General features: G+C 66.3%; 20 protein-coding genes, 1 tRNA gene and 1 pseudogene. 6 read left to right on the top strand and 16 right to left on the bottom strand.

The annotated features are described in order from the left end of the window. The first annotated feature begins 35 nt into the window (after nucleotides 1-35). The 5 genes from AOQ53_RS42520 to nshR all read left to right on the top strand — a co-directional run bounded on the left by AOQ53_RS42520 (nucleotide 36) and on the right by nshR (nucleotide 5,240). Complete coding sequence (locus AOQ53_RS42520; protein ID WP_078945708.1) at nucleotides 36-416, top strand: ester cyclase; 381 nt, start codon at nucleotides 36-38, stop codon at nucleotides 414-416. Between the two features lie 20 nt (nucleotides 417-436). Further along, nucleotides 437-2,287 carry an asparagine synthase (glutamine-hydrolyzing) gene (asnB, locus tag AOQ53_RS39135; protein WP_059424797.1) on the top strand — a complete coding sequence of 617 codons (1,851 nt, stop codon included), beginning with the start codon at nucleotides 437-439 and terminating at the stop codon, nucleotides 2,285-2,287. Nucleotides 2,288-2,366: 79 nt separating this feature from the next. After that, on the top strand, nucleotides 2,367-3,197 hold the full coding sequence (locus AOQ53_RS39130; protein ID WP_059424796.1) for an alpha/beta fold hydrolase: 831 nt from the start codon (nucleotides 2,367-2,369) through the stop codon (nucleotides 3,195-3,197). A 35-nt stretch (nucleotides 3,198-3,232) separates the two neighbouring features. After that, nucleotides 3,233-4,267: a histidinol-phosphate transaminase gene (locus tag AOQ53_RS39125; protein WP_059424795.1), complete on the top strand. Its 1,035-nt coding sequence runs from the start codon at nucleotides 3,233-3,235 to the stop codon at nucleotides 4,265-4,267. A gap of 157 nt (nucleotides 4,268-4,424) precedes the next feature. Continuing rightward, entirely contained in the window at nucleotides 4,425-5,240 is an 816-nt protein-coding gene (gene nshR, locus AOQ53_RS39120; RefSeq protein ID WP_059424793.1) for an NshR/TsnR family 23S rRNA methyltransferase, read from the top strand. 103 nt (nucleotides 5,241-5,343) lie between these two features. Here nshR and tuf read toward each other — a convergent pair whose 3' ends face one another. The 16 genes and pseudogenes from tuf to AOQ53_RS39040 form a co-directional block, all read right to left on the bottom strand. Further along, the gene (gene tuf, locus AOQ53_RS39115) at nucleotides 5,344-6,537 is read right to left on the bottom strand and encodes an elongation factor Tu (protein ID WP_059424791.1); all 1,194 of its coding nucleotides are present in this window, start codon (nucleotides 6,535-6,537) and stop codon (nucleotides 5,344-5,346) included. 156 nt (nucleotides 6,538-6,693) lie between these two features. After that, a complete protein-coding gene (gene fusA, locus AOQ53_RS39110) occupies nucleotides 6,694-8,820 on the bottom strand; it encodes an elongation factor G (protein ID WP_059424789.1) in 2,127 nt (708 codons plus the stop codon). A gap of 39 nt (nucleotides 8,821-8,859) precedes the next feature. Beyond that, nucleotides 8,860-9,330: a 30S ribosomal protein S7 gene (rpsG, locus tag AOQ53_RS39105; RefSeq protein ID WP_003998848.1), complete on the bottom strand. Its 471-nt coding sequence runs from the start codon at nucleotides 9,328-9,330 to the stop codon at nucleotides 8,860-8,862. 2 nt (nucleotides 9,331-9,332) lie between these two features. Further along, a complete protein-coding gene (rpsL, locus tag AOQ53_RS39100; protein WP_003948652.1) occupies nucleotides 9,333-9,704 on the bottom strand; it encodes a 30S ribosomal protein S12 in 372 nt (123 codons plus the stop codon). A gap of 338 nt (nucleotides 9,705-10,042) precedes the next feature. Further along, nucleotides 10,043-10,573, bottom strand: coding sequence for a DUF1707 and DUF4190 domain-containing protein (locus tag AOQ53_RS39095; protein WP_059425039.1), 531 nt, complete (start codon nucleotides 10,571-10,573; stop codon nucleotides 10,043-10,045). A 138-nt stretch (nucleotides 10,574-10,711) separates the two neighbouring features. After that, the gene (locus AOQ53_RS39090; RefSeq protein WP_059424787.1) at nucleotides 10,712-14,611 is read right to left on the bottom strand and encodes a DNA-directed RNA polymerase subunit beta'; all 3,900 of its coding nucleotides are present in this window, start codon (nucleotides 14,609-14,611) and stop codon (nucleotides 10,712-10,714) included. 94 nt (nucleotides 14,612-14,705) lie between these two features. Then, entirely contained in the window at nucleotides 14,706-18,191 is a 3,486-nt protein-coding gene (gene rpoB, locus AOQ53_RS39085) for a DNA-directed RNA polymerase subunit beta (RefSeq protein ID WP_059424785.1), read from the bottom strand. A gap of 574 nt (nucleotides 18,192-18,765) precedes the next feature. Continuing rightward, complete coding sequence (rplL, locus tag AOQ53_RS39080; protein ID WP_059424784.1) at nucleotides 18,766-19,152, bottom strand: 50S ribosomal protein L7/L12; 387 nt, start codon at nucleotides 19,150-19,152, stop codon at nucleotides 18,766-18,768. Between the two features lie 115 nt (nucleotides 19,153-19,267). Next, nucleotides 19,268-19,798 carry a 50S ribosomal protein L10 gene (rplJ, locus tag AOQ53_RS39075; RefSeq protein WP_059424783.1) on the bottom strand — a complete coding sequence of 177 codons (531 nt, stop codon included), beginning with the start codon at nucleotides 19,796-19,798 and terminating at the stop codon, nucleotides 19,268-19,270. A 294-nt stretch (nucleotides 19,799-20,092) separates the two neighbouring features. Then, nucleotides 20,093-20,343: pseudogene (locus tag AOQ53_RS39070) on the bottom strand (DUF1396 domain-containing protein); the annotation flags it as partial. Nucleotides 20,344-20,396: 53 nt separating this feature from the next. Continuing rightward, on the bottom strand, nucleotides 20,397-21,254 hold the full coding sequence (locus AOQ53_RS39065) for a hypothetical protein (RefSeq protein ID WP_059424780.1): 858 nt from the start codon (nucleotides 21,252-21,254) through the stop codon (nucleotides 20,397-20,399). Nucleotides 21,255-21,381: 127 nt separating this feature from the next. Further along, the gene (rplA, locus tag AOQ53_RS39060; RefSeq protein ID WP_010036794.1) at nucleotides 21,382-22,107 is read right to left on the bottom strand and encodes a 50S ribosomal protein L1; all 726 of its coding nucleotides are present in this window, start codon (nucleotides 22,105-22,107) and stop codon (nucleotides 21,382-21,384) included. Between the two features lie 76 nt (nucleotides 22,108-22,183). After that, nucleotides 22,184-22,618, bottom strand: a complete 435-nt coding sequence (rplK, locus tag AOQ53_RS39055; protein ID WP_059424778.1) for a 50S ribosomal protein L11 — start codon at nucleotides 22,616-22,618, stop codon at nucleotides 22,184-22,186. A gap of 161 nt (nucleotides 22,619-22,779) precedes the next feature. After that, on the bottom strand, nucleotides 22,780-23,613 hold the full coding sequence (gene nusG, locus AOQ53_RS39050; RefSeq protein WP_059424776.1) for a transcription termination/antitermination protein NusG: 834 nt from the start codon (nucleotides 23,611-23,613) through the stop codon (nucleotides 22,780-22,782). An 80-nt stretch (nucleotides 23,614-23,693) separates the two neighbouring features. Beyond that, entirely contained in the window at nucleotides 23,694-23,978 is a 285-nt protein-coding gene (gene secE / locus AOQ53_RS39045) for a preprotein translocase subunit SecE (protein WP_059424774.1), read from the bottom strand. A 108-nt stretch (nucleotides 23,979-24,086) separates the two neighbouring features. Beyond that, a tRNA-Trp gene (locus AOQ53_RS39040) sits at nucleotides 24,087-24,159 on the bottom strand. 305 nt (nucleotides 24,160-24,464) lie between these two features. Here AOQ53_RS39040 and AOQ53_RS39035 point away from each other — a divergent pair. Further along, nucleotides 24,465-25,691 (top strand): pyridoxal phosphate-dependent aminotransferase, encoded by a 1,227-nt coding sequence (locus AOQ53_RS39035; RefSeq protein WP_059424772.1) that lies wholly within the window; start codon nucleotides 24,465-24,467, stop codon nucleotides 25,689-25,691. Nucleotides 25,692-25,797: the final 106 nt, after the last annotated feature.

Genomic DNA, 25,797 nt, shown 5'->3' with positions numbered 1-25,797 from the left:
GATCAGCTGTGGACAGAGAAGGCGCGCTGCGACTCATGGACCACTTTCTGGCGGCCTACAACGAAGGAGACCCGCGGCACCTGGATCACTGTCTGCACCCGGATTACCGCCACCCCAATCCAGCGGTCGAGCGCGGCGTGGAGGGAATGCGTGCGGCAGTCCGTCGCTGGGCGGCGTCGGTGGAGGATCTGAAGCTGACTCTCGACGACCTCGTCGTCGAAGGAGACAAAGTCGTCGCGCGCATGACCTTCAGCGGTCGGCAAGTCGGCACGATCCTGGACATCCCGCCGTCCGGTAACCGTTTCTCCATCGGCCTCATCGACATCTTCCTCGTCGAGGAAGGCCTGTTCGCCCAGCACTGGGACCAGATGGATCTGCTGGGGCTGCACCGACAGCTCGGTGCGCTTCCCGCGTAAAGGCGAAGGCTGGAGGACATATGTGTGGAATCACGGGCTGGGTCGCCTGGGAGCGGGACCCCGGCGCGCAGCAACCCGCCGTCGAGGCGATGACACAGACCATGGCCTGCCGCGGACCCGACGCCGGAGGGATCTGGTACGGCGGCAACGTGGCCCTGGGCCATCGGCGACTGGCCGTCATCGACCCGGTCGGCGGCACGCAGCCCATGGTCGTGGAGGAGGAAGGGCGTGTCGCGGCCGTCATCTCCTACAGCGGAGAGGTCTATGACTTCCCTCAGCTCAGGGATCGTCTGCGCTCCCTCGGCCACCGCTTTCACACCCGCAGCGACACCGAGGTAGTGCTCCGTTCCTACCTGGAATGGGGTGATGACTTCGTCCGGCACCTGACCGGTATGTTCGCCTTCGCCCTCTGGGACGTGCGCAGCCAGAAGCTGCTTCTGGTCCGTGACCGGCTGGGGATCAAGCCGCTCTACTACTACCCGACCGCGGACGGCGTGCTCTTCGGGTCCGAGCCGAAGGCCATCCTGGCCCACCCCGAGGCGCGGGCCCGGCTGAGCTCCGACGGCCTGCGGGAGCTCATGACGTGGGTCAACACCCCGGGACACGCGATCTTCGAGGGCATGTTCCAGGTGCGTCCGGGGCACACCGTCCACGTCAGCCGCGGGAAGATCACCGAGACGCCCTACTGGAAGCTGGAGGCCCGTCCGCACGACGACGATCTGGACACCACGGTCAGCCGTGTGCGTGATCTGCTGCGTACGGCGGTCGCCGGCCAGACCGTCGCGGACGTTCCCCTGTGCTCGTTGCTTTCGGGCGGCCTGGACTCGAGCTCAGTGGCGACGTTCGCCGCGGAGGCACTGCGTACCCGAGCGGAACCTCTCAACTGCTTCTCTGTCGGCTTCTCACGCGGCGGACCGGATCCGGCCGCCCGTGGCTCCGCTCTCGTCGACGACGCCGACTACGCGGCGGAACTAGCCGGCCACATAGGCGCCGCGCACAAGGACATCGTGCTCGACGCGAAGCTGTTGTCCGACCCCACGACACGCGCCGCCGTGCTCCGTGCCCGCGACCTGCCGCAGGGGCTCGCCGACATGGACACGTCCTTGTATCTGCTGTTCAAGGCGATTCGGCAGCATTCCACGGTCGCGCTGTCCGGCGAGGGCGCCGATGAACTCTTCGGCGGGTATCCCTGGTTCCACGACGAGGACGCGACGCGCGCCCAGACCTTCCCCTGGATGTACATGCGGGGCGCCGGCGCCCCGCCGGGACCCTCGTTCCTCGACCCCGCACTGCCCCGACGCCTGTCGCTCGACGAGTACCGCGCCGACCGCTACGCGGAAGCGGTGGCGGACGTCCCCGTCCTGGCCGGGGAACCGGAACAGGAACGGCGCATGCGTACCGTCAGCCACCTCTTCCTCACCAGATTCCTTCCGATGCTCCTGGAGCGCAAGGACCGGATGAGCATGGCCGTGGGCCTGGAGGTCCGGGTGCCCTACTGCGACCACGCCTTGGTCGAGTACGTCTTCAACGTCCCATGGTCGATGAAGACGTTCGACGGGCGCGAGAAGAGCCTGCTCCGGGCGGCCGTGGCCTCGGATCTCCCTGAGGCCGTCCTGACCAGGAAGAAAGCGCCTTACCCGACGATCTCTGATCCGGATTACGACCACATGCTGAAGGGCAGGCTGGGCGATCTCATGGACGACCCCGCCGCCCCCGTGCGCGCGCTCATGGACGAGAGGAGCGCGTCGGAGGCCTTCAACACCGTGCAGAAAGCCTCTCCGGAGGAACTGCGCTTCCTGCGTGTCGGGTTCGAGTCACTGATCAAGATCAACGACTGGATGCGCGACTACCGAGTGGAACTTACGGAATAGCGGCGCCCGGATCACGAGGGAGGGTGATCGGGCGGCCCCACCCCCAGCACAACTGACCGCGAGGACTGGAAGGACAGCCATGGCCGAAGAGAGCGGGCGACGAATCGCCGGTGTCCGTCATACGATCCACACGCATCTGTGGCCGCACCCGGCACCCAGGTACACCGCCGTCTTCGTCCATGGCTACGCCGACCACGCGGGTCGGTACGGACACCTGGCCGGCGCCCTGACACGGCACGGCGCCGCCGTGTACGCCCCGGACCACATGGGAAGCGGCCGGTCGGACGGGCCACGCGCACTCGTGGAGGACTACGAGGAACTCGTCGACGACGTCGGCACCGTCGTGGAGAGCGCGCGCGAAGACCACCCGAACGTTCCCGTGGTCATGATCGGACACTCGATCGGCGGGATGGTGGCCGCGCGTTACGCGCAACGCCATCCCGACAGCCTGTCAGCCCTCGTCCTGGTCGCCCCCGTGCTCGGTTCCTGGCACACCGCGACCGCCCTGCTGGCCTTCGACGAGATTCCCGAGATGCCGATGGACGTCGGCTCGGTCATGTCCAGGGAACCCGACGAAGCGGAACGCTACAACAAGGACCCGCTGATCTGGCACGGCGCCTTTGTCCGGAGAACACTGGAATCGGTCGTCGCTTGCCTCGACCGCATCAACGACGGAGGCGACCTGGCCTTCCTGCCGACTCTCTGGCTGCACGGTGACGCCGATCCCCTGGCTCAGCTGGAAGAGACCAGGAGCGGCATTGAGAAGATCCGCGGCCTTCACCTCACCGAACAGATTTACTCAGGAGCACTGCACGGGATTTACCACGACTCCGACAAGGACCGCGCCATAGCCGACACCATGAAGTTCATCGACGACGCACTGGGGGCACCCAGGTCCCCGGAAAGGTGATCAGCCGGCTGCGCCGCCCAGGAGGACGGTTTGTCATGACAGAAGCTATCGGCGGCACAGAACTCGGCGACGTGCATCAGCTTTCCTTGAACGAGCTGCCGGACGTCCCCATCGCCGATCTGTACCACATACTTCAGCAGTCACTGCACGAGGTGAATCGCTATCCCGACCCCTTCTCCCACAAGCTGGCCCGGTCCATAGCCGACACCTACTCCACGTCTGAACTCGATGTGGTCGTGGGCCCGGGCTCATCTGCGATCCTCCAGCAGGTCATACAGTGGGCGTCGCCCCATCGCGGCGACGTCGTGTACGCCTGGCCGTCATTCGATGCCTACCCTCTGGTGGTGCACAACGCCGGTGCCGTTCCTGTCGAGGTTCCGCTCAAGGACTACACACACGATCTGCCCAGGATCCTCGACAGCATCACCGGAGACACCCGCGCCGTCATTCTGTGCAACCCCAACAACCCGACCGGGACCACAGTCGACACCGCCGGAATGCTCGCGTTTCTCCGCGAGATCCCGGACCACGTGGTGGTCGTCCTGGACGAGGCGTACCGTGAATTCGCCGGAGCTCACACCCCCGACGGGTGTGAGCTCTACCGCGACCTGCCGAACATGGTGGTCCTGCGGTCCTTCTCGAAGTCATACGGGTTGGCGGGCCTTCGTATCGGCTTCGCACTCGCCCACAGGGACGTGGCTCGCACCCTGCGCGGCAGACTGCTGCCCTTCTCGGTGAGCACCGTCGCAGAAGCTGCGGCGAGAGCGGCACTCGAGCACCGGCCTGAGGTATTGCGGCACACAGCTCGCGTGATCGCGGAACGGGAACGCATGACACAAGAGCTCAGAGACCAGAGCTGGGCCGTTGTGCCGTCAGAGGCGAATTTCTTGTGGCTGCCGACCGGCTCCCAGTCCGATGAATTCGCCGCGGAAGCGGCTCGGAACGGCATCATGGTTCGTTCCTGGAAGGACCAGGGCGTCCGCGTGACGGTTGGCGACATCAAGTCGAATGACGTATTTCTTCAGTTCGCGGAACGATTCGCCGAAAAAGCAGGGCCGGCCGAGGTCTGACCGCCATCTGAGGGCGAACGAGTTGAGAGCTCTCCGGTCCTCCGGCACCGTCGCGGCCATGGCTCTCGACGTTCGGCAGCTCACGCCCGATCCAGGGAGTCAGTGCCCCGGCAGACAGCGTCAAGGACGTTGCCTGCCAGGGCACTAGGATCCGTCCATGACCGAGTTGGAAACCATCACGCATATCTCCGACCCTGCGATGCAGCGAATCATCGATATCACCAAGCACTCGCGGTCCAGCATCAAGACCACGTTGATCGAGGACACCGAACCGCTTGCGCAGTGCATTTCCGCAGGGGTGGAGTTGATCGAGGTCTACAGCAGCGACACCAGCCCCGTGTCCCCCGAGTTGCTCGCACTGTGCGAGCGGCACAACGTACCGGTCCGACTCGTCGACTCATCGATCGTGAACCAGCTGTTCAAAGGGGAGAGGAAAGCCAAGACGTTCGGCGTCGCGCGTGTCCCCCGCCCGGCCAAGTTCAGCGATATCGCGAGCCGGGACGGGGATGTCATCATCCTCGACGGGGTGAAGATCGTCGGGAACATCGGAGCGATCGTGCGCACCTCCCTGGCGCTCGGAGCGTCGGGGATCATCCTTGTCGACAGTGATCTCACCAGCATCGCCGACCGGCGTCTGCTGAGGGCCAGCCGAGGCTACGTGTTCTCGCTCCCCATTGTCCTTTCCAGCCGGGAGGACGCCATCGACTTCATCCGGAACAGCGGTCTGCGACTGCTGGCGATGGAGGCCGACGGCGATCTCTCCGTGAAGGACCTCGCCGACGACAAGGAGCGGATCGCCATGCTGTTCGGCAGTGAAAAGGGCGGGCCGTCGGACTCCTTCAAGGAAGTGGCCTCGTCCACGGTATCGATCCCGATGATCAACTCCACCGAGTCCCTCAACGTCTCGGTCTCGGTCGGGATCGCGCTGCACGAGAGGGCCCAGCAGAATTTCGGGGCGGCTCATCCCGGATGATCCGCCCTCTTCGAGCGGCACGGCAAAGGGGCCCGCACGACCGAAGTCGTACGGGCCCCTCCGAGCCACTCAGGTCAGTCGACCCTCAAGCCAGTCCGGAGACTCACTTGGTGATCTTGGTGACCTGGCCGGCGCCCACGGTCCGGCCACCCTCACGGATGGCGAACTTCAGGCCCTCCTCCATGGCGACGGGCTGGATGAGCTCCACCTTCATCTCGGTGTTGTCACCCGGCATGACCATCTCGGTGCCCTCGGGGAGGGTCACCACGCCGGTCACGTCCGTCGTACGGAAGTAGAACTGCGGGCGGTAGTTGTTGAAGAACGGCGTGTGGCGGCCACCCTCGTCCTTGGACAGGATGTAGGCCTGCGCCTCGAACTCGGTGTGCGGGGTGACCGAGCCCGGCTTGATGATGACCTGGCCGCGCTCGACGTCCTCGCGCTTGATGCCACGGAGGAGCAGACCGACGTTCTCACCGGCCTGGCCCTCGTCGAGGAGCTTCCGGAACATCTCGATACCGGTGACCGTGGTGGTGGTCTTCTCGGTCTTGATGCCGATGATGTCGACGGTCTCGTTGACCTTCAGGACACCACGCTCGATACGGCCGGTGACGACCGTACCGCGACCGGTGATCGTGAAGACGTCCTCGATCGGCATGAGGAACGGCTTGTCGACGTCGCGCTCCGGCTCCGGAATCGCGGTGTCGACGGCGTTCATGAGCTCGAGGACGGAGTTGCCCCACTCCTTGTCGCCCTCGAGGGCCTTCAGAGCGGAGACCTTGACGACGGGAACGTCGTCGCCCGGGAACTCGTACTCGGAGAGGAGCTCACGGACCTCGAGCTCGACGAGCTCCAGGATCTCCTCGTCGTCCACCATGTCGGCCTTGTTCAGCGCGACGACGATGTACGGAACGCCGACCTGGCGGGCCAGGAGCACGTGCTCCTTGGTCTGCGGCATCGGGCCGTCGGTGGCGGCGACCACGAGGATGGCGCCGTCCATCTGCGCCGCACCCGTGATCATGTTCTTGATGTAGTCCGCGTGACCGGGGCAGTCGACGTGGGCGTAGTGACGCGTCTCGGTCTGGTACTCGACGTGCGCGATGGAGATGGTGATACCGCGCTGGCGCTCCTCAGGAGCCTTGTCGATCTGGTCGAAGGCCGAGGCCTCGTTCAGGTCCGGGTACGCGTCGTGCAGCACCTTGGTAATGGCGGCCGTGAGGGTCGTCTTACCGTGGTCGATGTGACCGATGGTGCCGATGTTGACGTGCGGCTTAGTCCGCTCGAACTTCGCCTTCGCCACTGGGGTCCTCCTGTGGAGTGGTTCTGGTACGCCTTACTCATCGGCGCCAGGTGATCTTTGCTGGAAAGCCCGGGCCCCGGGGCATTCTCACCATGATTGCGGCGGAATGCCCCTCAAGGCTCCGGAGTCAAGCCTACGGCGTGTAGACGCGGTGCGTTACTCGCCCTTGGCCTTCGCGATGATCTCCTCGGCGACGTTCCGGGGAACCTCGGCGTAGGAGTCGAACTGCATGGAGTAGCTGGCACGGCCGGACGTCTTGCTGCGCAGGTCGCCGACGTAGCCGAACATCTCCGAAAGGGGCACGAGGCCCTTCACGACGCGGGCACCGGCCCGCTCCTCCATGGCCTGGATCTGGCCACGGCGGGAGTTGATGTCACCGACGACCTCACCCATGTAGTCATCGGGCGTGGTGACCTCTACGGCCATCATCGGCTCGAGCAACACGGGGCTGGCCTTGCGCGCGGCCTCCTTGAAGGCCTGCGAACCGGCGATCTTGAACGCGAGCTCGGAGGAGTCGACCTCGTGGTAGGCACCGTCGAGCAGCGTCACGCGGACACCGGTCATCTCGTAACCGGCGAGGATGCCGAACTGCATGGCCTCCTGCGCACCGGCGTCCACCGAAGGAATGTACTCCTTCGGCACACGGCCACCGGTCACCTTGTTGACGAACTCGTACGAGGCGTCGCCGCCCTCGATCGGCTCGATCGCGATGATGACGCGGGCGAACTGGCCGGTACCACCCGTCTGCTTCTTGTGGGTGAACTCGACCTTCTCGACGGCCTTGCGAATGGTCTCGCGGTACGCGACCTGCGGCTTGCCGACGTTGGCCTCGACCTTGAACTCACGGCGCATACGGTCGACCAGCACCTCGAGGTGCAGCTCGCCCATACCGCCGATGATGGTCTGGCCGGTCTCCTCGTCCGAGTGGACCTGGAAGGACGGGTCCTCCTCGGCCAGGCGCTGGATCGCGACGCCCAGCTTCTCCTGGTCGCCCTTCGACTTGGGCTCGATGGCGACCTGGATGACCGGCGCCGGGAAGTCCATGGACTCCAGGATGACCGGGTTCTTGTCGTCCGACAGCGTCTCACCGGTGGTGGTCTGCTTCAGGCCCATGACGGCGACGATGTCGCCGGCGCCCACCGACTCGATCTCCTCACGCTTGTTCGCGTGCATGCGGTAGATCTTGCCGATGCGCTCCTTCTTGCCCTTCACCGAGTTCAGCACCTGGGTGCCGGAGTGAAGACGGCCGGAGTACACGCGGACGAAGGTGAGCTTGCCGAGGTGCGGGTCGCTCATGATCTTGAACGCGAGCGCGGAGAGGGGCTCGTCGTCCGACGGCTTGCGCGCGATGATCTGCTCAGGGTCCTTGACGTCGTGGCCCTCGATGGCCTCGACGTCGAGCGGGGTGGGCAGGTAGCGCACGACCGCGTCGAGCAGGGGCTGAACGCCCTTGTTCTTGAACGCGGTGCCGCAGAACACGGGGGTGACGGTGGTGCCGCCGCCCTTGCCGGACGCGATGGTGATGCGACGGATCGCGGCGTAGAGCTGCTCCACGGTGGGCTCGGTGCCCTCCAGGTACAGCTCCATCAGCTCTTCGTCGTTCTCGGCGACGGCCTCGAGCAGCTTGCCGCGGTACTCCTCGGCAGCCTCGACGTGGGTGTCCGGGATGTCGACGGTGTCGTACATCTCACCCTTGGTCGCCTCGGCCGACCAGACCAGGGCCTTCATCGTCACGAGGTCGATGACGCCCTTGAAGTCCGCCTCGGCACCGATCGGCAGCTGCATGACCAGCGGCTGCGCGCCCAGACGGTCGCTGATCATGTCGACGCAGCGGTGGAACTCGGCACCGGTGCGGTCGAGCTTGTTGACGAAGCAGATCCGCGGCACGCCGTAGCGGTCCGCCTGACGCCACACCGTCTCGGACTGGGGCTCAACGCCGGCGACACCGTCGAACACCGTCACGGCACCGTCGAGCACGCGCAGGGAGCGCTCCACCTCGACGGTGAAGTCGACGTGACCCGGGGTGTCGATGATGTTGATGGTGTAGTCGTTGTCCTCGAGCGGCCAGTGACAGGTGGTGGCAGCAGAGGTGATCGTGATGCCACGCTCCTGCTCCTGCTCCATCCAGTCCATGGTGGCAGCGCCGTCGTGGACCTCACCGATCTTGTAGGAAACGCCGGTGTAGAACAGGATCCGCTCGGTGGTGGTCGTCTTGCCCGCGTCGATGTGGGCCATGATCCCGATGTTGCGGACCTTGGCCAGGTCAAGTGAAGTGGTAGCCATAAGGCTTCAGTCTTCTCTCGGTCTCGATGTGGGTAGCGACTACCAGCGGTAGTGCGCGAAGGCCTTGTTGGACTCGGCCATCTTGTGGGTGTCCTCGCGCTTCTTCACGGCCGCACCGAGCCCGTTGGAGGCGTCGAGAAGCTCGTTGAGGAGACGCTCGGTCATGGTCTTCTCGCGACGGGCGCGGGAGTAACCGACGAGCCAGCGCAGCGCCAGGGTGTTGGCGCGGCCGGGCTTGACCTCGACCGGCACCTGGTAGGTGGCGCCACCGACACGGCGGGACTTGACCTCGAGGGTCGGCTTGATGTTCTCGAGAGCGCGCTTCAGCGTGATGACCGGGTCGTTGCCGGTCTTCTCGCGCAGGCCCTCCATGGCGCCGTAGACGATGCGCTCGGCGGTGGAGCGCTTGCCGTTCAGCAGCACCTTGTTGATCAGGGAGGTCACCAGAGGAGAACCGTAGACCGGGTCGATGATGACCGGGCGCTTCGGGGCGGGGCCCTTACGAGGCATTCTTACTTCTCCTTCTTGGCGCCGTAACGGCTGCGAGCCTGCTTGCGGTTCTTGACACCCTGGGTGTCGAGCGAACCGCGGATGATCTTGTAGCGAACACCCGGCAGGTCCTTCACACGGCCGCCGCGCACGAGCACGATGGAGTGCTCCTGCAGGTTGTGTCCCTCACCCGGAATGTAAGCGGTGACCTCGATCCCGCTGGTCAGACGCACACGCGCGACCTTACGCAGGGCCGAGTTCGGCTTCTTCGGGGTGGTCGTGAACACACGCGTGCAGACGCCACGACGCTGAGGGGAACCCTCGAGTGCGGGCGTCTTGTTCTTCTCGACCTTGTCCTGCCGGCCCTTGCGGACCAGCTGCTGGATCGTAGGCACTACTTCTCCGGTTTCTGTGTGCCGATAGGTGAAGCTAACCTGGAACGTCGCCGACCCACGCGGTCGGGTGTGTCGAATCCCGCGAACTCCCGCCGCCAGGCAGAATTAAGCGCGGATTACGGTGGCCGGTATCAGCTCGACGTGCGGTTCATGGCACGCACGAGAGCCAGGGCACACCCCAGGCACAAGGTCTGAGCGTACCTATCGCATTGGCTGCGGTCAAAACAAATGGGTGCCGGCCGCATCGCCATACGGGGCATGTCAAGACCCCCGGCCGTTGTCGATCTTCAATTCGATGACGGCTGTCCGATTTGCACATGTTCCTCGCAGCCCGGACGTCACGCTGCCGCGATGGACACCACCGTGAGCAACACCAGCACGAGTGCCCAGCCGGCCGTGGACAACCACCCCAATACGAGACCGGTCAGCGCGAGCCCGTCCCCGAGCTCCCCCCTGCTGCGGATCTCGGCCCGCGCCACGTGCCCCAGCACCACGGCCGGAATCCCCGTCAGCCCCATGGTCGGCACACACAGCAGCCCGCACACGCCGGCCGCCACCGCCTTCCCGTTCGTCTGCGGCCGCGGCACGGGCAGAAACGCCCGCGGCACGGGCATCACCCCGGCCGGCTGCGGCAGGGGCCCCTGAGGCAGATCCGCGACGAGCATCGCCAGCTCCCCCACGGTCCGCGCCGCGTACGCCCGCGCCACCCGCTTCTCGAACTCGCCGTGCTCCATCCGCCCCTCGCCGTACCCGGCTCTGAGCACGTCCACGGCCCGCTCCCGATCGGCGTGCGAGGCGAGCATGGACGGGGCACTGGGGCCCTGCCAGGGCTGCCAGGGCTGCCAGGAGGGATAGGGCGGCTGGGACACGTAAGGCACCTCCCCGGTACGCCGAGTCCCTCCATGATGCGCCCTGGCGGCTCTCCTGGCACCGGCGCGTCCCCGAGGACACGCCGAAGGGCGGCCACCCCGAGAGGTGACCGCCCTTCAGTGACTCTGACGTACGCCTTACTGGTTGTACGGACCGTAGTCGTAGTCCTCCAGCGGCACGGCCTGGCCGGAGCCCGTGCCGAACGGCGAGTAGTCGATGTCGTCGTAGCCGACGGCCGAGTACATCGCGGCCTTGGCCTCCTCGGTCGGCTCGACCCGGATGTTGCGGTAGCGGGACAGACCCGTACCGGCCGGGATGAGCTTACCGATGATGACGTTCTCCTTGAGGCCGATGAGGCTGTCGGACTTGGCGTTGATCGCCGCGTCCGTCAGGACTCGGGTCGTCTCCTGGAAGGAGGCGGCCGACAGCCAGGATTCCGTCGCCAGCGAGGCCTTGGTGATACCCATCAGCTGCGGACGACCGGAGGCCGGGTGACCGCCCTCCTGGACCACACGACGGTTCTCGGTCTCGAACTTCGAGCGCTCGACCAGCTCGCCGGGCAGCAGCTCGGCGTCGCCGGACTCGATGATCGTCACGCGGCGGAGCATCTGCCGGATGATGATCTCGATGTGCTTGTCGTGGATCGACACACCCTGCGAGTTGTAGACCTTCTGGACCTCGCCGACCAGGTGGACCTGGACGGCACGCTGGCCCAGGATGCGCAGCACGTCGTGCGGGTTGGTGGCACCCACGGTGAGCTTCTGGCCCACCTCGACGTGCTCGCCCTCGCTGACCATCAGACGGGCACGCTTCGAGATCGGGTAGGCCATCTCGTCGCTGCCGTCGTCCGGGGTGACGACGATCTTCTTGGTCTTCTCGGTCTCCTCGATCCGGACGCGGCCGGAGGCCTCGGAGATCGGGGCGACACCCTTCGGGGTACGGGCCTCGAAGAGCTCGACGACACGCGGCAGACCCTGGGTGATGTCGTCACCGGCCACACCACCGGTGTGGAAGGTACGCATCGTCAGCTGGGTGCCGGGCTCACCGATGGACTGGGCGGCGATGATGCCGACCGCCTCACCGATGTCGACCAGCTTGCCGGTGGCCAGCGAACGGCCGTAGCACATCGCGCAGGTGCCGACGGCGGACTCGCAGGTCAGGACCGAGCGGGTCTTGACCTCCTCGACGCCGTGGCGGACCAGCTCGTCGATGAGCACGTCGCCGAGGTCGGTACCGGCCGGGGCCAGCACCTTGCCGTCGACCACGATGTCCTCGGCGAGGCAGCGCGCGTACACGGACGTCTCGACGTCCTCCGCCTTGAGCAGCGTGCCCTCGGCGTTCCGGCTCGCGATCTGAAGACGCAGACCGCGCTCGGTGCCGCAGTCCTCCTCGCGAATGATGACGTCCTGGGAGACGTCGACCAGACGACGGGTGAGGTAACCCGAGTCGGCGGTACGCAGAGCGGTGTCCGCCAGACCCTTACGGGCACCGTGCGTGGAGATGAAGTACTCCAGCACGGACAGGCCCTCACGGAACGACGCCTTGATCGGACGCGGGATCGTCTCGTTCTTCGCGTTCGACACCAGACCACGCATACCGGCGATCTGACGCATCTGCATCATGTTGCCTCGTGCACCCGAGTTCACCATCATGAAGATCGGGTTGGTCTTCGGGAAGTTGTCGTTCATCGCCTCGGCGACCTCGTTGGTCGCCTTGGTCCAGATCGCGATGAGCTCCTGCGTGCGCTCGTCCTTGGTGATCAGACCGCGCTCGTACTGCTTCTGGACCTTCTCGTCCTGCGCCTCGTAGCCCTTGACGATCTCCTTCTTCGCCTCGGGAACGACGACGTCGGAGATGGCCACGGTCACGCCGGAGCGGGTCGCCCAGAAGAAGCCGGACGCCTTCAGGTTGTCGAGCGTCGCCGCCACGATGACCTTCGGGTAGCGCTCGGCGAGGTCGTTGACGATCTCGGAGAGCTGCTTCTTGCCGACCTCGTAGTCGACGAACGGGTAGTCCTCGGGCAGCAGCTCGTTGAAGAGCGCACGGCCCAGGGTGGTGTTCAGCCGGAAGCTGTCACCCTGCTGCCACTCGGGCTCGCCCTCCTCACGCGCCGGCGGGGTCCAGCCGCGCGGCGGGATGGTGCCGACCGGGAAGCGGACGTCGATCCTCGACTGGAGCGACAGCTCGCCCGCGTCGAAGGCCATGATCGCCTCGGCGACCGAGGCGAAGGAACGGCCCTCGCCCTTGAGCTCGCGCATCTCGCCGTCGGTGGTGAGGAAGAACAGACCGAGGACCATGTCCTGGGTCGGCATCGTCACCGGACGGCCGTCGGCCGGCTTGAGGATGTTGTTCGAGGACAGCATCAGGATGCGGGCCTCGGCCTGCGCCTCCGCGGACAGCGGCAGGTGCACGGCCATCTGGTCACCGTCGAAGTCCGCGTTGAACGCGGTGCAGACGAGCGGGTGGATCTGGATGGCCTTGCCCTCGACCAGCTGCGGCTCGAAGGCCTGGATGCCGAGGCGGTGCAGCGTGGGCGCACGGTTCAGCAGAACCGGGTGCTCCGCGATGACCTCTTCCAGCACGTCGTACACGACCGTGCGGCCGCGCTCGACCATGCGCTTGGCGCTCTTGATGTTCTGCGCGTGGTTCAGGTCGACCAGGCGCTTCATCACGAACGGCTTGAAGAGCTCCAGCGCCATCGCCTTCGGCAGACCGCACTGGTGCAGCTTCAGCTGCGGACCGACGACGATCACGGAACGCGCGGAGTAGTCCACACGCTTACCGAGCAGGTTCTGACGGAAGCGGCCCTGCTTACCCTTCAGCATGTCGCTGAGGGACTTCAGCGGGCGGTTACCGGGACCGGTGACCGGGCGACCGCGGCGGCCGTTGTCGAACAGCGCGTCGACGGCCTCCTGGAGCATGCGCTTCTCGTTGTTCACGATGATCTCGGGCGCACCGAGGTCGAGAAGGCGCTTCAGTCGGTTGTTCCGGTTGATCACACGGCGGTACAGGTCGTTCAGGTCGGAGGTCGCGAAGCGGCCACCGTCCAGCTGCACCATCGGACGCAGGTCCGGCGGGATGACCGGCACGCAGTCCAGCACCATGCCCTTGGGGCTGTTGGACGTCTGCAGGAACGCGGAGACGACCTTCAGTCGCTTGAGCGCACGGGTCTTCTTCTGGCCCTTGCCGGTCCGGATGATCTCGCGGAGGCGCTCGGCCTCCTCGTCGAGGTCGAAGGACTCCAGGCGCTTCTGCAGCGCCGCGGCACCCATCGAGCCGTCGAAGTACGTGCCGAAGCGGTCACGCAGCTCGCGGTAGAGCAGCTCGTCGCCCTCCAGGTCCTGGACCTTGAGGTTCTTGAACCGGGTCCACACCTCGTCGAGCCGGTCGATCTCGCGCTGCGCACGGTCACGCAGCTGCTTCATCTCGCGCTCGGCACCCTCGCGCACCTTGCGGCGCACGTCGGCCTTGGCGCCCTCGGCCTCCAGCTCGGCCAGGTCGGTCTCGAGCTTCTTGGCGCGGGCCTCCAGGTCGGCGTCGCGGCGCTGCTCGATCTGCTGACGCTCGACGGAGACGTGGGCCTCCAGCGAGGGCAGGTCGCGCGTACGGCGCTCCTCGTCGACGTACGTGATCATGTACGCCGCGAAGTAGATGACCTTCTCCAGGTCCTTCGGGGCGAGGTCGAGCAGGTAACCCAGCCGCGACGGGACGCCCTTGAAGTACCAGATGTGCGTGACGGGCGCGGCGAGCTCGATGTGGCCCATCCGCTCACGGCGCACCTTGGCGCGCGTGACCTCGACGCCACAGCGCTCACAGATGATGCCCTTGAAGCGGACACGCTTGTACTTGCCGCAGTAGCACTCCCAGTCCCGGGTCGGACCGAAGATCTTCTCGCAGAAGAGTCCGTCCTTTTCGGGCTTGAGCGTGCGGTAGTTGATCGTCTCGGGCTTCTTGACCTCGCCGTGGCTCCACTGACGGATGTCGTCAGCGGTAGCCAGACCGATCCGGAGCTCGTCGAAGAAGTTGACGTCGAGCACTATGCGTCAATCCCTCTCAGGGTTGTAAGTCATGGGGTCTGATACGGGGGTCCTGGGGCCGGCGGCCTTCATGACGAAGGCCGCCGAACTCCCGTCAGACCTCTTCGACGCTGCTCGGCTCACGCCGGGACAGGTCGATGCCAAGCTCCTCCGCAGCGCGGAAGACGTCCTCGTCGGTGTCGCGCATCTCGATGGACATGCCGTCCGAGGACAGCACCTCCACGTTGAGGCACAGGGACTGCATCTCCTTGATGAGCACCTTGAAGGACTCGGGGATGCCGGGCTCGGGAATGTTCTCGCCCTTGACGATGGCCTCGTAGACCTTCACGCGGCCGGTGACGTCGTCGGACTTGATGGTCAGCAGCTCCTGGAGGGCGTACGCGGCGCCGTAAGCCTCCAGCGCCCACACCTCCATCTCACCGAAGCGCTGGCCACCGAACTGGGCCTTACCACCCAGCGGCTGCTGGGTGATCATCGAGTACGGACCGGTCGACCGGGCGTGCAGCTTGTCGTCGACCAGGTGGTGGAGCTTCAGGATGTACATGTAGCCGACCGAGATCGGCTCCGGGAACGGCTCACCGGAGCGGCCGTCGAACAGCCGCGCCTTGCCGGACGGGAGCACCATGCGCTCGCCGTCGCGGTTCGGGATGGTGTGCTCCAGCAGGCCGGCGAGCTCGTCCTCACGGGCACCGTCGAAGACCGGCGTCGCGACGTTGGTCCGCGGCGGGACCTGGTCGGCGTCGATGGCCTGGAGACGCTGCGCCCACTCGTCGGCGAGACCGGAGACGTCCCAGCCCTGGCTGGCGAGCCAGCCGAGGTGGATCTCCAGCACCTGTCCCGGGTTCATTCGGGACGGGACACCGAGCGGGTTGAGGATGATGTCGACCGGGGTGCCGTCCTCCAGGAACGGCATGTCCTCGATCGGCAGGATCTTGGAGATGACGCCCTTGTTGCCGTGACGGCCTGCGAGCTTGTCACCGTCGGTGATCTTGCGCTTCTGCGCGACGTAGACGCGCACCAGCTGGTTCACACCGGGGGGAAGCTCGTCGCCCTCCTCGCGGTCGAAGACGCGCACACCGATGACCTTGCCGGTCTCGCCGTGCGGCACCTTCAGCGAGGTGTCACGGACCTCACGGGCCTTCTCACCGAAGATCGCGCGCAGCAGGCGCTCCTCGGGCGTCAGCTCGGTCTCACCCTTGGGCGTGACCTTGCCGACGAGGATGTCACCGGCGATGACCTCGGCACCGATACGGATGATGCCGCGCTCGTCGAGGTCGGCGAGGACCTCCTCGGAGACGTTCGGGATGTCCCGGGTGATCTCCTCGGGGCCGAGCTTGGTGTCACGGGCGTCGACCTCGTGCTCCTCGATGTGGATCGAGGAGAGGACGTCGTCCTGCACGAGGCGCTGCGACAGGATGATCGCGTCCTCGTAGTTGTGACCCTCCCACGGCATGAACGCCACGAGCAGGTTCTTGCCCAGCGCCATCTCGCCCTGCTGGGTGGCCGGACCGTCGGCGAGGACCTGGCCCTCGATGATCCGGTCGCCCTCGGCGACGATGACCTTCTGGTTGACCGAGGTGCCCTGGTTGGAGCGGGCGAACTTCGCCAGGCGGTACGTGATGTACGTGCCGTCGTCGTTGGCGGTGGTGATGTAGTCCGCGGAGACCTCCTGGACCACACCGGCCTTCTCGGCCTTGACCACGTCGCCGGCGTCGACCGCGGAGCGGTACTCCATGCCGGTGCCGACGAGCGGGGACTCCGCCTGGATCAGCGGAACGGCCTGGCGCATCATGTTCGCGCCCATGAGGGCACGGTTGGCGTCGTCGTGCTCCAGGAAGGGGATCATGGCGGTCGCGACCGACACCATCTGGCGCGGCGAGACGTCCATGTAGTCCACGTCTTCGCCGCCGACGTAGTCGACCTCGCCGCCCTTACGGCGGACCAGCACGCGGGCCTCGGCGAAGCGGAGTTCGTCCGTCAGCGGCGCGTTGGCCTGCGCGATGACGAAGCGGTCCTCCTCGTCGGCCGTGAGGTAGTCGACCTGGTCGGTGACCTGGCCCTCGAACACCTTGCGGTACGGGGTCTCGACGAAACCGAACGCGTTCACGCGGCCGTAGGTGGCGAGCGAGCCGATCAGACCGATGTTCGGGCCTTCAGGGGTCTCGATCGGGCACATGCGGCCGTAGTGCGAGGGGTGCACGTCACGGACCTCGAAGCCGGCCCGCTCACGGGACAGACCACCCGGGCCGAGCGCGGACAGACGCCGCTTGTGCGTCAGACCCGACAGCGGGTTGTTCTGGTCCATGAACTGGGACAGCTGGCTGGTGCCGAAGAACTCCTTGATGGAGGCGACGACCGGCCGGATGTTGATCAGGGTCTGCGGCGTGATCGCCTCGACGTCCTGGGTCGTCATCCGCTCGCGGACGACACGCTCCATACGCGCCAGACCCGTACGGACCTGGTTCTGGATGAGCTCGCCGACGCTGCGCAGGCGGCGGTTGCCGAAGTGGTCGATGTCGTCGGTCTCGACGACCACGGACGTGCCGTTGTCACCGACCGTCTCGGTCTCGCCGGCGTGCAGCTTCACCAGGTACTTGATCGTCGCGATGATGTCCTCGACGGTCAGGATCCCGGCGTCCAGCGGGGTGTCCGTACCCAGCTTCTTGTTGACCTTGTAGCGGCCGACCTTGGCCAGGTCGTAGCGCTTGGGGTTGAAGTAGAGGTTCTCGAGCAGCGTCTGCGCGGCCTCACGCGTGGGGGGCTCGCCCGGGCGCAGCTTGCGGTAGATGTCGAGCAGCGCGTCGTCCTGGCCCTGGGTGTGGTCCTTCTCCAGGGTGGCGCGCATGGACTCGTACTCGCCGAACTCCTCGAGGATCTGCTCGGTGGTCCAGCCGAGCGCCTTGAGCAGGACGGTGACGGACTGCTTGCGCTTGCGGTCGATGCGGACACCGACCATGTCGCGCTTGTCGATCTCCATCTCCAGCCAGGCACCCCGGGACGGGATGATCTTGGCGGAGAAGATGTCCTTGTCGGACGTCTTGTCGATGGAGGAGTCGAAGTAGACACCGGGCGAACGGACGAGCTGCGACACCACGACACGCTCGGTGCCGTTGATGACGAAGGTGCCCTTGTTCGTCATGAGCGGGAAGTCGCCCATGAAGACGGTCTGGGACTTGATCTCGCCGGTCTCGTTGTTCGTGAACTCGGCGGTGACGAAGAGCGGGGCCGCGTACGTGAAGTCGCGCTCCTTGCACTCGTCGATCGAGTTCTTCGGCGGCTCGAAGCGGTGGTCGCGGAAGGTCAGCGACATCGACCCGCTGAAGTCCTCGATCGGGGAGATCTCCTCGAAGATCTCCTCGAGCCCGGACTTGGTGGGGACGTCCTGACCGTTCTCGAGAGCCTCCTCGACCCGACTCTGCCAGGCGGTGTTGCCGAGCAGCCAGTCGAAGCTCTCGGTCTGCAGCGCGAGCAGGTTCGGAACCTCAAGAGGCTCCTTGATCTTTGCAAAAGAGATGCGCAGCGGGGCAGTGCTGGCGGCGTTGTTCGTATTCGCGGTCGAGGCGTTGCGCGAGGCGGCCAAGAGGGGGTCCTTCCGAGGGCTCGGACTCACTACGCGCGTACCGGCCCCTCTCCCGTACACGGAGACAAGCTATGTCGATCCGGCCGAAAAGCCAGGTCGGACAGGTCTTGTCGTCGATGCTCGGGCGAGGGCAGACCCCTGGTGACGGGCAGGGGACAGCTAACAGGCAGCGCAAAGGGTCAGTGTAGCCACACGGCACACTGATGTCCAGTCCGGGTTCTGAAACCCGTGTTCACCCTCGTTGTTCCACTCCTGCGACACGGCGCTGCCCTCAACGCACGTTGATACTGCCCTCTTCGTCGCCGATCCATACCTCGGATTCGGATCCTTGTGACGACGCGTCCTGAGAATTGCGCGCTGCGTGCGGTTCGTCAAGGCCCCACTGCCCGATCCGGGGCCGGCCCAGAGACACGACGAAGATCACCATACCCCCCGCCACAGAGGGTGCAAGGCAACCGTGGCCGGACCCCGGAAACGCCGAAGAGCGACCACCCGGATGGATGATCGCTCATCGGCGCTTACGCGTTACACGCCCACTGGGACGTGTTGTGGATCCTGGCGGATCCGGGAGGTCTTACTTGACCTCGACGGAGGCACCGGCGCCCTCGAGGGACTCCTTCGCCTTGTCGGCGGCCTCCTTGTTGACCTTCTCCAGAACCGGCTTCGGCGCACCGTCGACCAGGTCCTTGGCCTCCTTCAGGCCCAGGGAGGTCAGCTCACGCACGACCTTGATGACCTGGATCTTCTTGTCGCCGGCGCCGGTGAGGACGACGTCGAACTCGTCCTTCTCCTCCTCGGCCGGGGCAGCCGGGCCACCCTGGGCCGGGCCCGCAACGGCGACCGCGGCGGCGGCAGCGGTGACGTCGAACTTCTCCTCGAACGCCTTCACGAACTCGGAGAGCTCGATGAGGGTCATCTCCTCGAACTGCGCGAGCAGGTCTTCCTGGCTGAGCTTCGCCATGATTGGCGGTCCTTCCACTAATTCGGCAGGTGCCGGATGTACATGTGAGGCGGGCGTACGTCTGGCCCGCTACGGCCTCCGCGTTCAGGCAGCGGCGACCGGGATGCGAGCCGAGTTACTCGGCACCGCCCTGCTCGTCCTGCTTGGCACGGAGCGCGTCCACGGTGCGGACGAGCTTCGACGGCAGCGCCTGGAAGACAGAGGCAGCCTGGGACTGCTTGCCCTTCATGGCACCGGCCAGCTTGGAGAGCAGAACCTCGCGGGACTCGAGGTCCGCAAGCTTCTTGATCTCATCGGCGGACAACACCTTGCCGTCAAGGACGCCGCCCTTGATGACCAGGCTGGGGTTGTCCTTGGCGAAGTCACGGAGACCCTTTGCCGCCTCGACCGGGTCACCGGTCACGAAGGCGACGGCCGACGAACCCGTGAAGAGGTCGTCGATCTCGTTGATCCCGGCCGCGTTGGCCGCAATCTTGGTCAGCGTGTTCTTTGCCACACGGTAGTTAGCGTTCTCACCGAGTGAACGACGCAGCTGCTGGAGCTGCGCCACGGTGAGACCGGTGTACGCGGTGATGACGGCGCCGTTGGAGTTGCGGAACTTGTCCCGCATCTCCTCGACGGCATCGACCTTGTCAGGCCTCGCCATGAGCCTCGGCCTCCTTCCGGGTGATTCGGACCGCGCGGACCCGAAGGAGGACTGGGGAAAACGAAACGCCCCGGCGCAGGCGCACGGGGCGTAGCTCGACCGGTTGCACGCACGCACGGGGCGGCGGACTCCGGGAGCTTCTCCAAGTGTCACCTGCGCGGGTCGTCCGCCGTTCAGCGGATCCTTCGGCCACCACGCCCTCATCCGAGCGCGCGGTAACGACCAGCGGTCTTTGGCTTCTGTAGGAGAGTACGGGAACGGATCGCCGTCAAGCAAATCCGCCCGTACGACGGATCAGCTCGCATCGAGTTCCTTGAACAGGTCGGCGAGGTCGGCGATGTCCTTGGCCGGCGGGGCCGTGACGTTCACCGGCTTGTTGCAGTCGAGGAAGGTGATGGTCATGTCGAGCGGACCCTTGTCGGCCGCGCCCTTCATCCGGAACTGCTTGGTGCGGTCGTCGCCGTCGACCCACATGTCCATCGTGAGCTTTCGACGCCCAGCTTCTCGTACTGCTTGATGCTCTTCTCGCGCTGCTCGCGCGTGGCCGCCTAGCCTGTCCCAGAGGGGCACAAGTGATCTATGCGGATTCTCGGGGACCTCAGGACGTACCGGCCCGCTTCCGCATGAGGTCCTCGAAGTCCCCGGTGTCGGACGATGGGGGCCGCTGGGCCCGGACCCGCACGCCATAGTCGCCGTAGTGCGCGGTCTGGGTCATCTGGCCCGTGGTCATCCGCGCCTTCTCCACCTTCTTGACCAGCAGGTTCCGCTCGTCGATCCAGATGTCGACGGTCTCGGTGGTGACGCCGGCCTCGGTGAGCTGCTTCTTCAGGGCGGCGTCGGTGACGTCCGCGGCGGCCACGGTGCCTGAGTAGTGCGTGGCGGGCCGACCGCGCACGGACTCCTCGCCGACCTTCCGGACGTCCCCGGAGGCCAGCAGGAGCTTCACGGACTGGTTCGGCGTGGTGGTGCGCATCTGGTCGCCGAGGTGGGCGCCGGAGCCCCCGGCGAGGGCTTCCAGGTCCTCGTAGGCGTACCGGATCCAGTGCTTGCCGCCGGTCTGCTCGGCGAACTTCTCACCCATGCGCGCGTAGTAGGCGTCGGGCAGGTAGCGGGCCTCCATGGAGGTGCTGCCGAGCCGGCGCATGGTGTCGGCCAGGGTGCCGCCGGTGCACGTGATGGTCAGGGTGCCGGTGATGCCGTCGCTCCAGCCGAGAATGCCGTCGGCGGTCATGGACATCAGCGAGCCCATGGTCGTCGTGGACTCGACCCGGGCGGACGCGGCCCGCCGGGTGGCGCGCTCGGCGGAGCGCAGGGCTTCGACGGACCTGCCGTGGGCGGCGCGGTCGTCCTTGCCCGGGCCGTCGGAGGAGTCCGGAGACGTGCAGGCGGCCACCCCTGTCAGCGCGGTCGCCGCCGCGAGCACCAGGCTCACGCGGCGCACGGTCCTGCCCTGCATACGTCCCCCGTTCGCATCCGGTTCCCGCACGTTAACCCAGGCCACCGGCGTACGTACCGGAAAAGGGAACGGGCCCCGCACCTGTGAGAGGTGCGGGGCCCGTGACCGGTTGGGCGAGCCGTCAGGCTCAGACCGCGGCCGGGTCCTCCTCGACGAGGAGGTTGCGGGTGCGGTTCGGGTCGACAGGAATGCCGGGGCCCATCGTGGTGGTGATGGCGGCCTTCTTGATGTACCGGCCCTTGGCGGCGGACGGCTTCAGACGGAGGATCTCCTCCAGCGCGGCGCCGTAGTTCTCCACCAGCTTGGTGTCGTCGAAGGACGACTTGCCGATGATGAAGTGCAGGTTCGCGTGCTTGTCGACACGGAACTCGATCTTGCCGCCCTTGATCTCGGTGACGGCCTTGGCGACGTCGGGGGTGACGGTGCCGGTCTTCGGGTTCGGCATCAGACCACGCGGACCGAGCACGCGGCCGAGGCGGCCGACCTTGCCCATGAGGTCCGGGGTGGCGACGACGGCGTCGAAGTCCAGACGGCCCTTCGACACCTCGTCGATCAGCTCGTCGGCGCCGACGATGTCGGCACCTGCGGCACGCGCGGCCTCGGCACGGTCGCCGGTCGCGAAGACCAGGACCCGGGCGGTCTTACCGGTGCCGTGCGGGAGGTTCACGGTGCCACGGACCATCTGGTCGGCCTTGCGCGGGTCGACACCCAGACGGAAGGCGACCTCGACGGTGCCGTCGAACTTGGTCGTGGAGGTCTCCTTGGCGAGACGGACGGCCTCGAGCGGGGCGTAGAGCTTCTCCCGGTCGATCTTGGCGTCCGCAGCGCGAAGGGACTTGCTGCGCTTGCTCACTACTGCTCCTGTGGATTCTTAGGAGTCGTGGTCCGGGCCGAGCAGGCCCTGCCACTTCTGCTGATGGGGTTGGGGCTCAGCCTTCGACCGTGACGCCCATGGAACGGGCGGTGCCGGCGATGATCTTCTCGGCGGCGTCCAGGTTGTTGGCGTTGAGGTCGGGCATCTTGGTGGTGGCGATCTCGCGGACCTGGTCACGCGTGATCTTCGCGACCTTGGTCTTGTGCGGCTCGCCGGAGCCCTTCTCCACGCCCGCGGCCTTGAGGATCATCTTCGCGGCCGGCGGGGTCTTGGTGATGAAGGTGAAGGAACGGTCCTCGTAGACCGTGATCTCCACCGGGATCACCCAGCCACGCTGCGACTCGGTCGCGGCGTTGTAGGCCTTGCAGAACTCCATGATGTTCACGCCGTGCTGACCCAGCGCGGGGCCGACCGGCGGGGCCGGGTTGGCGGCACCGGCCTGGATCTGGAGCTTGATGAGCCCCGTGACCTTCTTCTTCTTGGGAGGCATTGCTCTCTCCGGGTCCTAGTGAGAGTTTTCCAGCCTCCGATCCGGATCATCCGGATGGAGGCATACCGCACAACGATAACGGGTATCCATGCGCGGCCAAAAACCGAGCAGGTCAGACGGGCCGCGAGGCCCGCCTGACCTGTTCGGAAGCTGGGTGACTGCTAGTTCTTCTGGATCTGGTCGAAGGAGAGCTCGACCGGCGTCTCGCGGCCGAAGATCTCCACGAGGCCCTTGACCTTCTTCGAGTCCGGGTTGATCTCGTTGATGGTCGCCTGGAGCGTGGCGAACGGGCCGTCGGTGACGGTGACCGAGTCGCCGACCTCGAAGTCCAGCACCTGGACCTCGACCTTGCGCTGCGGAGCCGGCTTGCCCTCGGCCTCGGCTGCCTCGCGGGCGGCCTTCTCCTCGGCCTCGGGGGCGAGCATCTTGACGATCTCGTCCAGCGTCAGCGGGTACGGGTCGTAGGCGTTGCCCACGAAGCCGGTGACACCGGGGGTGTTGCGGACGACGCCCCAGGACTCGTTCGTCAGGTCCATGCGGACGAGGACGTAGCCCGGGAGCTTGTTCTGCTTGATCGTCTTGCGGTCGCCGTTCTTGATCTGGACGACCTCTTCCTGCGGCACCTCGGCCTGGAAGATGTAGTCCTCGACGTTCAGCGAGACGGCGCGCTGCTCCAGGTTGGTCTTCACGCGGTTCTCGTAGCCGGCGTAGGTGTGGATGACGTACCACTCGCCGGGCAGGACCCGCAGTTCCTCGCGGAGCTTCTCGATCGGGTCGCGGTCGTCCTCGGGCTCTTCCTCGAGTTCTTCCGCTTCTTCCGTGGCCTCTTCGTCGGCCTCGGTCTCCGCCTCGGCGGCGTCGTCCGCGACGGCGTCGGCAGCCTCGACCTCGGCGGAGGCCTCGGTGTCCTCGCTGTCCGCGCCCTCGACGGTGTCGAGCTCGTCCTCGACGGACTCGACAGGCTCGATGGCGTCGTTCACGTTCGGGTCAGACACGGTGGCTGCTTCTTCCTGGATACATAGGGGTGGAACATGCGAAAGGAGCGCCGGGTACCTCGGCGCTCTTCGCTGGTGGATCAGCCGAACACGTACTTGGCGGCGTTGCTGAGTCCATAGTCAATCACGGTGACCAGGCCGATCATGATGACCACGAAGATGATCACCACGGTCGTGTAAGTCGTGAGCTGGTTGCGGGTCGGCCAGACGACCTTGCGCAGCTCCGCGACGATCTGGCGGTAGAAGAGGGCAAGCCGCTTCAGCGGGCCCTTCTTGCCGCGCTTGCCACCCTTGCGGGTCTTCCTGGACTCCGGCGCTTCGTCCTGGGCATCAGGCATGTCGATGGAGCCCACGGCGTCCGTCACTCGTCCTCACCTGATTCCGGGTCGTGGCCGTGCCGCGCCCGGTCTGAGCCGCACGGCGGTGCATTGCTGTACGTACATGCGCACACATCCTGGCGAAGGTGTGTGTAGCAGGGCCGGAGGGACTTGAACCCCCAACCGCTGGTTTTGGAGACCAGTGCTCTACCAATTGAGCTACGACCCTTTGTGTGTCCCCCAACGTACCGCATCCGTCCGGATGCTTGGTGTGCACCGAACGGGCGCGGCCTGCTGAAGGCCAACGAGGTGAGAGTGTACGTGGTCCGCGGCCGGTCGTCGAACAGAAAGGGCTCCGGAGAGGCCTCGTTGGCGGAAGATCGCCTGCGGAGCGGGGTGCGGACGAACGGGCTCCAGCTGAAGATCGCCCAGGCCGGGCGGTCGATCCGGACTGTTGTTCTGGGGTTTGCCCGGCGTTGTTCAGTCTGTGAAACCCGGTGCCGCCCACGTTTCCTGTCTGAAACGATGGGGCTCATGAGCCCTGCAACCCCTCCCACCGAGCGCCGGGTCTCCGCCCGAGTCGGCGCGATCTCCGAGTCCGCCACCCTCGCCGTGGACGCCAAGGCCAAGGCCCTCAAGGCCGCCGGGCGGCCGGTGATCGGCTTCGGCGCCGGTGAACCCGACTTCCCGACCCCGGACTACATCGTCGAGGCCGCGATCGAGGCCTGCAAGAACCCGAAGTTCCACCGCTACACGCCGGCCGGCGGCCTGCCCGAGCTGAAGGCCGCGATCGCCGCGAAGACGCTGCGCGACTCCGGCTACGAGGTCGACGCGTCGCAGATCCTCGTCACCAACGGTGGCAAGCAGGCCATCTACGAGGCCTTCGCCGCGATCCTCGACCCGGGTGACGAGGTCATCGTGCCCGCGCCGTACTGGACGACGTACCCGGAGTCGATCCGGCTGGCCGGGGGTGTCCCGGTGGAGGTCGTCGCCGACGAGACCACCGGCTACCGGGTGTCCGTCGAGCAGCTGGAGGCGGCCCGCACGGAGAAGACGAAGGTCGTCCTGTTCGTCTCCCCGTCGAACCCGACCGGCGCGGTCTACAGCGAGCAGGAGACCGAGGCGATCGGCCGCTGGGCCGTCGAGCACGGGCTGTGGGTGATGACCGACGAGATCTACGAGCACCTGGTCTACGGCGACGCCTCCGCCGTGTCGCTGCCGGCGGTGCTGCCCGAGCTGCGCGACAAGTGCGTCGTGGTGAACGGTGTCGCGAAGACGTACGCGATGACCGGCTGGCGGGTCGGGTGGATCATCGGCCCGAAGGACGTGATCAAGGCCGCGACGAACCTCCAGTCGCACGCCACGTCGAACGTGTCCAACGTCGCCCAGGCCGCCGCGCTGGCCGCCGTCTCCGGTGACCTGGTCGCCGTGGAGAAGATGCGCGAGGCCTTCGACCGGCGCCGCAAGACCATGGTGCGGATGCTCAACGAGATCGACGGCGTGGTGTGCCCGGAGCCGGAGGGCGCGTTCTACGCGTACCCGTCGGTGAAGGCGCTGGTCGGCAAGGAGATCCGGGGCCGGCGGCCCAAGGACACGGTCGAGCTGGCCGCGCTGATCCTCGAGGAGGCCGAGGTCGCGGTGGTGCCGGGCGAGGCGTTCGGTACGCCCGGGTATCTGCGGCTGTCGTACGCGCTCGGTGACGAGGATCTCGTCGAGGGCGTGAGCCGGATGCAGAAGCTGCTGGCGGAGGCCAAGGACTGACGTCCGCTTCGTCGGCCTCCCGGCCTGGGGCACATACCGGATTCGGCATGTGCCCCATTTGTTTGTGCGAGCAAGACCACGAAAGGGGAAACAGCTTCCGGGACGG

This window comes from Streptomyces azureus, from assembly GCF_001270025.1.
GTDB lineage: Bacteria > Actinomycetota > Actinomycetes > Streptomycetales > Streptomycetaceae > Streptomyces > Streptomyces azureus.
This window is presented reverse-complemented; position numbering and strand designations above follow the sequence as displayed.